This window comes from Streptomyces sp. NPDC085944, assembly GCF_040686295.1.
Taxonomy (GTDB): Bacteria; Actinomycetota; Actinomycetes; order Streptomycetales; family Streptomycetaceae; genus Streptomyces; species Streptomyces salinarius.
This window is the reverse complement of the sequence record NZ_JBFBJX010000002.1, coordinates 531718-540819: the sequence shown is the minus strand read 5'-3', so window position 1 is coordinate 540819 and position 9102 is coordinate 531718. Positions and strand designations below refer to the sequence as shown.

7 protein-coding genes are annotated in these 9102 nt (G+C 72.3%); 6 read left to right on the top strand and 1 reads right to left on the bottom strand.

The window, feature by feature from the left end; all coding sequences use genetic code 11:
* The 4 genes from treS to AB0P07_RS06235 form a co-directional block, all read left to right on the top strand.
* Window positions 1-1416, top strand: a 1416-nt coding sequence (gene treS, locus AB0P07_RS06250; protein WP_365545822.1) for a maltose alpha-D-glucosyltransferase, incomplete at its 5' end; no start/stop codon positions are given.
* Between the two features lie 28 nt (window positions 1417-1444).
* On the top strand, window positions 1445-2806 hold the full coding sequence (locus AB0P07_RS06245) for a maltokinase (protein WP_365545820.1): 1362 nt from the start codon (window positions 1445-1447) through the stop codon (window positions 2804-2806).
* A gap of 3 nt (window positions 2807-2809) precedes the next feature.
* On the top strand, window positions 2810-5035 hold the full coding sequence (gene glgB / locus AB0P07_RS06240) for a 1,4-alpha-glucan branching enzyme (protein ID WP_365545817.1): 2226 nt from the start codon (window positions 2810-2812) through the stop codon (window positions 5033-5035).
* A 73-nt stretch (window positions 5036-5108) separates the two neighbouring features.
* Window positions 5109-6200, top strand: coding sequence for a glutamate--cysteine ligase (locus tag AB0P07_RS06235; protein ID WP_365545814.1), 1092 nt, complete (start codon window positions 5109-5111; stop codon window positions 6198-6200).
* A 33-nt stretch (window positions 6201-6233) separates the two neighbouring features.
* Here the strand turns inward: AB0P07_RS06235 and AB0P07_RS06230 are convergent, their stop codons facing one another.
* Window positions 6234-6470, bottom strand: coding sequence for a DUF6480 family protein (locus tag AB0P07_RS06230; RefSeq protein ID WP_365545811.1), 237 nt, complete (start codon window positions 6468-6470; stop codon window positions 6234-6236).
* Window positions 6471-6623: 153 nt separating this feature from the next.
* Between AB0P07_RS06230 and AB0P07_RS06225 the strand changes: the two genes are divergently transcribed.
* Together AB0P07_RS06225 and AB0P07_RS06220 are read left to right on the top strand one after the other, a co-directional pair.
* Window positions 6624-8534, top strand: coding sequence for an AMP-dependent synthetase/ligase (locus AB0P07_RS06225; protein WP_365545809.1), 1911 nt, complete (start codon window positions 6624-6626; stop codon window positions 8532-8534).
* 126 nt (window positions 8535-8660) lie between these two features.
* Complete coding sequence (locus AB0P07_RS06220; protein ID WP_030403918.1) at window positions 8661-9095, top strand: ATP-binding protein; 435 nt, start codon at window positions 8661-8663, stop codon at window positions 9093-9095.
* Window positions 9096-9102 lie beyond the last annotated feature (7 nt).

Here is a 9102-nt window from a genome sequence, read left to right as displayed (position 1 = left end):
TTCGTGGACGCGGCGCACCAGCGCGGCATGCGCGTGATCATCGACTTCGTCATGAACCACACCAGCGACCAGCACCCGTGGTTCCAGGAGTCCCGCAAGAACCCCGACGGCCCCTACGGCGACTACTACGTCTGGGCCGACGACGACACCCGCTACGCCGACGCCCGGATCATCTTCGTCGACACCGAGGCGTCCAACTGGACCTACGACCCGGTGCGCGGCCAGTACTACTGGCACCGCTTCTTCTCCCACCAGCCGGACCTCAACTACGAGAACCCGGCCGTCCAGGAGGAGATGCTGGCCGCCCTGAAGTTCTGGCTGGATCTGGGGGTGGACGGCTACCGTCTCGACGCCGTGCCCTATCTGTACGCCGAAGAGGGCACCAACTGCGAGAACCTGCCCGCCAGTCACGCGTTCCTCAAGCGGGTCCGCCGGGAGATCGACGCGCTGTACCCGGACACCGTGCTGCTGGCGGAGGCCAACCAGTGGCCGGAGGACGTCGTCGACTACTTCGGCGACTACGCCACCGGCGGCGACGAGTGCCACATGGCGTTCCACTTCCCCGTGATGCCGCGCATCTTCATGGCGGTCAGAAGGGAGTCCCGCTACCCGGTCTCGGAAATCCTCGCCAAGACCCCGGCCATCCCGTCCGGCTGCCAGTGGGGCATCTTCCTGCGCAACCACGACGAGCTGACCCTGGAAATGGTCACCGACGAAGAGCGCGACTACATGTACGCGGAGTACGCCAAGGACCCGCGGATGCGCGCCAACATCGGCATCCGACGCCGGCTCGCCACCCTGCTGGACAACGACCGCGACCAGATCGAGCTGTTCACCGCGCTGCTGCTCGCCCTCCCGGGATCACCGATCCTCTACTACGGCGACGAGATCGGCATGGGCGACAACATCTGGCTCGGCGACCGCGACGCCGTGCGCACCCCCATGCAGTGGACCCCGGACCGCAACGCCGGCTTCTCGACCTGCGACCCGGGGCGCCTCTACCTGCCCACGATCATGGACCCCGTCTACGGCTACCAGGTGACCAACGTCGAGGCGTCCATGGCCTCGCCGTCCTCCCTGCTGCACTGGACCCGGCGCATGATCGAGATCCGCAAGCAGAACCCCGCCTTCGGCCTCGGCACCTACACCGAGCTGCCCTCGTCCAACCCGGCGGTCCTGGCCTTCCTGCGCGAGTACGAGGACGACCTGGTGCTGTGCGTGAACAACTTCGCGCGGTTCGCCCAGCCCACCGAGCTCGACCTGCGCGAGTTCGCGGGACGCCATCCGGTCGAGCTGTTCGGCGGGGTCCGCTTCCCCGCCATCGGTGAACTGCCGTACCTGCTGACCCTCGGGGGCCACGGCTTCTACTGGTTCCGGCTCACCCGAGTCGCATCCCGCATCGGCCGCCGCGCTTGAGCGTGGGCCGAGGAAAGGACGCGTCACCATGCCGAAGACCGCACCCCTGCGCCCCAGACGTGGGCAGCTCGCCGAGCCGATGGAGTCGCTCGGCGAGTTGCTGCGCCAGTGGCTGCCGCGCCAGCGCTGGTTCGCGGGCAAGGACCGGCCCGTGGCCGAGCTGGGTCTGCTGTCGATGACCGAGCTGTTCCCCGGCTGTCTGCACCTCCTGGTGCACACCGGGCAGGGTTCCGTGCCCTCTCCCGGCGGCACTCCCCCGGCCGGGGACTGCTACCAGCTGCTGCTCGGCGTGCGCGAGCAGCCTTCGCCGCGCCTGGGCCGGGCGATCATCGGGCAGGTGCAGGACGGTCCACTGGCCGGGCGGACGGTCTACGACGCGCTGCACGACCCGCGCACCGCGCAGCTGCTCCTGGAACGGCTCCGGCATCCCGGCAAGGCGGGTCCGCTGCGCTTCGAGGCCGACCCCGCGCGCCCGGTGTCCGGCGGGCTGGCGCCGCGACTGCTGGACGCCGAGCAGTCCAACTCCTCGCTGATCTACGGCGACGAGTTCATCCTGAAGCTCTTCCGGCGCGTCCAGCCCGGCGTCAACCCCGACCTGGAGGTGCCGGACGCGCTGGCCCGGCAGGGCTGCGGCCGGGTCCCCGCGCCGGTGGCGTGGATGCGCACGACCCATCCGTACGGGGCGACGCTGGGCGTGCTGCAGCCGTTCCTGCCCGGTGCCTCCGACGGCTGGACCCTGGCCCTGAACGCGCTCGCCGCCGGGGACGAGTTCACCGTGCAGGCCCACGAGCTGGGGCGGGCGATGGGCGACGTCCACCTGGCGCTCGCCTCCGCCTTCCCGGTCGGCGCCCCCGGCGAGAACGGCCGCACGGCGGCGGCGATGACCGAGCGCCTCACCGCGGCCGCGCACTGCGTGCCCGCGCTGCAGCCCTTCGTCCCGGGGCTGCGGGCGGCCTTCGCGGCGCTGTCCACCTGCGACTCGGGTCCGCCCGCCCAGCGCATCCACGGCGACCTGCACCTGGGGCAGGTGCTGCGGGCCGGCCGCGACTGGTTCGTCATCGACTTCGAGGGCGAACCGTCCCGTCCGCTCGCCGAACGGCGCAGCGCCCACTCCCCCGTCCGCGACATCGCGGGCATGCTGCGTTCCTTCGACTACGCCGCCCGGCAGCGCCGCCCGTGGCGCCCCGAGTGGGCGCGCCGCTGCCGGGAGGCGTTCTGCGCGGGCTACGCCGCCCGCGCCGGATGGGACCCCCGCAAGAAGCACGGCCTGCTGCGCGCCTACGAGACGGACCGCGCCGTGTACGAGGTGCTGTACGAGGCGCGGCACCGCCCCGACTGGCTTCCCGTACCCATGGCGGCGATCGAACGACTCGCCGTGAGAGGAGACTGACCCGTGGCCCTCCGCGACACCTCGATCCCCGAGCCGTCAGCCCCGGCCCCGCACGCACCCGGTGCGTGCGCGACCGCGCCGCCCCTGGACCCCACCGACCGCGCTCGCCTGCTGGCGGGCGCCCACCACGACCCGCACGCCCTGCTCGGCGCCCACCCGGTGCCCGGCGGCGTCGCCTTCCGCGCGCTGCGCCCCTTCGCCCGCGAGGTGGGTGTGGTCGTGGACGGCGAGTGCCACGCCCTCGGGTCGGAGGGGGACGGCCTGTTCTCCGCCGTCCTGCAACTGGCCGCCGTCCCGGCGTACACGCTGGTGGTCGCGTACGAGGACGGTGAGCCGCAGGAGACGCACGACCCCTACCGCTTCCTGCCCGCCCTCGGCGAGCTGGACCTGCACCTGATCAGTGAGGGCCGGCACGAGCAGCTGTGGCGGGCGCTGGGCGCCGAGCCGATGACCCACGAGGGGGTCGCCGGCACCCGGTTCACGGTGTGGGCGCCGAACGCCGAGGGCGTGCGGGTCGCCGCCGACTTCACGCACTGGGACGGCACCGCGTTCCCGATGCGCTCGCTGGGTTCGTCCGGCGTGTGGGAGCTGTTCCTGCCGGGCGTCGGCGAGGGCACCCGGTACAAGTTCGAGATCCACTCCCGCTACGGGCACCGGTTCCTCAAGGCCGACCCGATGGCCCGCGCCGCCGAGGAGCCGCCGAACACCGCGTCCGTGGTGACCGCCTCGCGCTACGAGTGGGGCGACGCCGAGTGGATGCGGACCCGCTCCGACACGCCGGTGCACGAGGCGCCGTTCTCCGTGTACGAGGTGCACCTGCCGTCCTGGCGGCCGGGGCTGACCTACCGCGAGCTGGCCGAGGAGCTGCCGGCGTACGTGAAGGACCTGGGCTTCACGCACGTCGAGCTGATGCCGGTCGCCGAGCACCCCTACGGACCGTCCTGGGGCTACCAGGTCACCGGCTTCTACGCGCCGACCGCCCGCCTGGGCTCCCCCGACGACTTCCGGTACCTGGTGGACGCGCTGCACCGGGCCGGACTCGGCGTGATCATGGACTGGGTGCCGGCGCACTTCCCGAAGGACGACTGGGCGCTGGCCCGCTTCGACGGGGACCCGCTGTACGAGCCCGGGGACGACCGGCGGGCGACCCACCCGGACTGGGCGACGTACACCTTCGACTTCGCGCGGACCGAGGTGCGCAACTTCCTCGTGGCGAACGCCGTGTACTGGTGCGAGGAGTTCCACATCGACGGGCTGCGCGTGGACGCGGTCGCCTCGATGCTCTACCTGGACTACTCCCGCGACTCCGGCCAGTGGGAGCCCAACCAGTACGGCGGCCGGGAGGACCTGGCCGCGATGGCCTTCCTCCAGGAGATGAACGCCACCGTGTACCGGCGCTGCCCCGGCGTGGTGACCATCGCGGAGGAGTCCACCGCGTGGGGCGGGGTGACCCGGCCGACCGACACGGGCGGGCTGGGCTTCGGCCTGAAGTGGAACATGGGGTGGATGCACGACTCGCTGGAGTACGTCGCCCACGAGCCGGTGCACCGCACGTACCACCACCACGAGATGACGTTCTCGATGGTGTACGCCTACAGCGAGAACTACGTGCTGCCCATCTCGCACGACGAGGTGGTGCACGGCAAGCAGGCGCTGGTGTCGAAGATGCCCGGCGACTGGTGGCAGCGGCGCGCGACCGTGCGCGCGTACCTGGGCTTCATGTGGGCGCACCCGGGCAAGCAGCTGCTGTTCATGGGGCAGGAGTTCGCGCAGGGCGCCGAGTGGTCGGAGAAGCAGGGGCCCGAGTGGTGGCTCCTGGACGAGGGGTACCACTCGGCGGGCGACCACCGCGGGGTGCGGGACCTGGTCCGCGAGCTGAACACCCGCTACGCGCGCACTCCCGCGCTGTGGCAGCGCGACACCGACCCGTCCGGTTTCCGGTGGGTCGCGGTGGACGCGGCCGAGGACAACGTCTTCGCGTTCCTGCGGTACTCCGCCGACGGCACGCCGCTGCTGGCGGTGTCGAACTTCTCCCCCGTCGTCCGGCACGAGTACGGGCTCGCCGTCGGCGACGAGGCGGTGGCCTGGCAGGAGGTGCTCAACACCGACGCCGAGGAGTACGGCGGCAGCGGAGTGGCCAACCCGGACCCGGTCAAACCGGAGGACGGGAACATCCGGATCACGCTGCCTCCGCTGGCGACGGTGTGGCTGATGCCGTACGCCGGGTGAGGCGACCAGGTGTCCGACCGGCTGCACGGGGCAGTCGGCCGATGGCACCGGCCCTCGGAAAGGCGGCATCACGTTGCGCACCGTCGGAGTGGAGGAGGAACTCCTCCTGGTCGATCCCGCGACCGGGGAGCCGCGGGCGCTGTCCGCCCCCGTGCTCGCCCGGGCCTCGCTGGACGACGCCGAGCAGGATGTGTTCGAGAAGGAGTTGCACGAGCAGATGCTCGAGTTCGCCACGCATCCGCAGGCGGACATGGAGCGGCTGCACGCGGAGATCGTCCGCTGCCGTGAGGAGGCCGGGCGGCACGCCGGGGGGATCGGGTGCGCCGTCGCCGCGCTCGCCACGTCGCCGCTGCCGGTGACGCCCTCCATCGGCGTGAACCGGCGCTACGAGTGGATGGCCGAGCAGTACGGCGTCGTGGTCCACGAGCAGCTGGTCCTGGGCTGCCACGTGCACGTCTCGGTCGAGTCCGGCGACGAGGGCGTCGCGGTGATCGACCGGGTGCGGCCCTGGCTGCCGGTGCTGGCCGCGCTGAGCGCCAACTCGCCGTTCTGGCAGGGCCGGGACTCCTCCTACAGCAGCTATCGCAGCCGGGTCTGGCAGCGCTGGCCGTCGGCCGGTCCCACGGAGCTGTTCGGCTCGGCGGAGCGCTACCACCGGCGGGTCGCGGACATGCTCGCCACCGGGACGATCCTCGACGACGGGATGGTCTATTTCGACGTCCGGCTCTCCCCGCGGTACCCGACGGTCGAGTTCCGGGTCGCGGACGTGTGCCTGGACGCCTCGACGGCCGTCGTGCTGGCCGCGCTCGTCCGCGCGCTGGTCGACACGGCCGCCCGGGAGTGGCGCGAGGGTGCCGAACCGGCCGACGTCAGTGTGAGCCTGCTCCGCCTCGCGGCCTGGCGGGCCGCCCGGTCCGGGCTGACGAGCGAGCTGCTGCACCCCGCGACGATGCGGCGGATGCCCGCGGAGAGGGTCGTCCGGGCGCTGCTGGAGCACACCAGGGAGGCCCTCGCGTCCTCGGGCGACCTCGACCGGGTGCGCGAGGGTGTCGACGCCCTGCTGCGGCACGGCAACGGCGCGCGGGTGCAGCGGGAACTGCTGGCGCGCACGGGCAGCCTGCGGGAGGTCGTCGCCGCGTGTGTGCGCCGCACCCAGGCGGTCTGAGACGTCAGTGGATCAGGGCCAGGGCCTGAGACGTCAGTAGATCAGGGCCAGGGCGTAGCCCAGCAGACCCACCGCGACGATCAGCACGACGGCGAGGATCAGGACCATCGGCCCCTTCGCCCAGCCCTTGGCCGGATTGCTGCGCAGGTCCTGGGGGCCCGCCTCCGGCATGCTGCTCTCCGCCGGCGGGGTCTCCCCGGGCGGCACGCCGCCGCCCGGCTCCAGCCCCGTGCTGAGTCGCGGTTCGGGATCGGGGTTCACATAGCTCATGTCCCCCGGGTCCCCCGATCGGGCCGAATCACCGGGCGGGAACACTTCTGCCGTCCCGGCCCCCCGCCGCCTGCGGCTGGGCTAGCCTCCGAGCACCGCCGGTCACGGTACTCGTCGACGGCGTCACCGTCCGTACACGTCAGGAGCCGGCGCATGCGCGAGACCGCACTCGCTCCCCGGGCCGTCCCGCCGCTGACCGGCGGGCTCGCCGACAGCCTCTTCGAGACCGCCGCCCGCACACCGGCCCTGCCGATGCTCGCCCGCCGCCGTGGCCCCGGCTCCCCGGCCTGGGACGAGGTGACGGCCACGGAGGTCCGCGACGAGGTGGTCGGCGTGGCGAAGGGCCTGATCGCGAGCGGTGTCTCGCCCGGCGACCGGGTGGCGATCCTGGCCCGCACCCGGTACGAGTGGACGGTCTTCAGCTATGCCCTGTGGACGGTGGGCGCCGAGGTGGTGCCGGTCTATCCGACGTCCTCCCGCGACCAGGTCGAGTGGATTCTGCGGGACGCGGGGTGCGTGGGCGTGCTGGTCGAGGATGAGCAGAGCGTGATGACCGTCGGCTCGGTGTGCGCGTCGCTGCCCGCCCTGCGCCACGTCTGGCAGCTGGACGCGGGCGCGCTGGACACGCTGGTGGAGCGCGGCGCGTTCCTGCCGTTCGCCACGGTCGACTCCATGCGCCGCATCGTGCTGCCGGACTCCACCGCCGTGGTCGCCTACACCTCGGGCACCTCCGGCCGCGCCCTGGGCTGTGCGCTGAGCCACCGCGGCCTGGCCGGCCCGTGCGACACGCTGCTGGCGGGCTGGGGTCACACGGTGGCGCCGCCGGGCGAGCAGGCAGCGGTCCTCGCCTTCCTCCCCTTCTCGCACGTGTACGGGCTGATGATCCAGAACCTGTGCGTCCGGGGCGGTTTCCTCATGGCGCACGAGCCCGAGATGACCGGCGAGGCCCTCTCCTCGGCCCTGCTTTCCTTCCGGCCGACGTATCTGTACGCCGTCCCGTCGGTCCTGGAGAAGATCTACAAGAATTTCCTGCGCACGGCTCAGCAGGCGGGGCGGGGCGCCCTGTTCGAGCGGGCCGCGGGCACGGCGCGGGACTTCGCCGCCGCGCTGGAGCGCCGGCGCCTCGGCCGCGGCTCCGGGCCCGGCTTCGACCTGCGGCTCCAGCACGCCCTGTACGAGCGGACGGTGTACCGGCGGCTGCGCGACGCGCTCGGCGGCAGGGTGGGCCGGGCGACGTCGGGCGGCTCGCCGCTCAGCCGCGAACTCTCCCTCTTCTACGAGGGCATCGGTGTCTACGTGCACGACGGCTACGGTCTGACGGAGACCAGCGGCGGGCTGACGATGCAGCCGTGGGGCCGGGAGAAGTCGGGCACCGTCGGGCAGGTACTGCCCGGCATGGAGATCCGGGTCGCCGACGACGGGGAGATCCTGGTACGCGGGCCGTGGCTGTTCCAGGGGTATGCCGGTGACGAGTCGGCCACCCGTGAGGTGATGCGCGACGGCTGGCTGGCCACCGGCGACCTCGGGCACCTGGACGACGAGGACTACCTGGCGATCACCGGCCGCAAGAAGGACGTCATCATCACCAGCGGCGGCAAGAGCGTCGCCCCGGCCGCCCTGGAGCAGCGGCTGCGGATGCACCCGCTGGTCCACCAGGCGGTGGTGGTGGGCGACAACCGGCCCTGCGTGGGTGCGCTGATCACCCTGGACCCGGAGTTCCTGGCGCACTGGCGGGCGGCCCTGGCCCTGCCGGGCGACGCCCCGGCCCGGGAGGCACGCGAGGAGAACGCGCTGCGGGAGGAGCTCGCGCGGGCCGTGGCCGCGGCGAACAGCGCCGTGTCGCGCTCGGAGTCCATCAAGGTCTTCCGTGTCCTGCCCGCCCCCTTCGACGTGGCCGGTGGACTGCTCACCCCGTCCATGAAGCTCCGGCGGGACGAGATCGTACGGACCCACGCCCTGGAGATCGACGCGATGTACGAGGCCCGGTCGCACCGCCGGCCGGCCGGGACAGCGCCCGGGGAGCCGGCCTCCTGGGACGACGCGGACAACGTGTTCCTGCGCTGAACCGGTGTCCGTACCGCTCCTGGCCAGGTGGTCCCGGACGCGACTAGGTTCGGTCGGCACGGGCACTTACAAACGGAGGGAAGGCGAAGGTACGGCGCCCGGCCGGTGCCGGGCAGGGAAGGCGCAATGGCAGCCGAGTCGCGTTGGGACAGGACACTGGCTTCCGAGGAGATCACGAACCGCACCGCCAGCTTCACCGGGGAACTGCACAATGTGACCGGTGCGCGGCTGGTCGCGGAGGAGTTCCTCTACGACCTGGCCCGTGCGGCGCCGCCCGCGGCGCCCGAGTACTGGGACGACATACTCCTCGTCGTCACGGAGCTGGCGGCGAACGCCGTGCAGTACGCTCCGGGACCGTTCCAGCTCCGGTTGCGCCGCACCTTCGACGGCGTGCACGTGGTGATGCACGACACCAGCACGACGGAGCCCGCGCCGCGGCCCTTCCATCCCAGCAAGGGGGGCGGCGGCATCGGCTGGCATCTGATCCACACGCTGTCCGACCAGGTGAGCGTCGTCACCGGCGAGCAGGGCAAGGACATCCACGTCTTCCTGCCCTGGTGACCCCGGC

Excerpts from the sequence above, each read along its gene's own strand:
- AB0P07_RS06245 (WP_365545820.1), top strand. The coding sequence starts at position 1,445 with ATGCCGAAGACCGCACCCCTGCGCCCCAGACGTGGGCAGCTCGCCGAG.
- AB0P07_RS06230 (WP_365545811.1), bottom strand. The coding sequence starts at position 6,470 with ATGAGCTATGTGAACCCCGATCCCGAACCGCGACTCAGCACGGGGCTG.
- AB0P07_RS06225 (WP_365545809.1), top strand. The coding sequence starts at position 6,624 with ATGCGCGAGACCGCACTCGCTCCCCGGGCCGTCCCGCCGCTGACCGGC.
- AB0P07_RS06220 (WP_030403918.1), top strand. The coding sequence starts at position 8,661 with ATGGCAGCCGAGTCGCGTTGGGACAGGACACTGGCTTCCGAGGAGATC.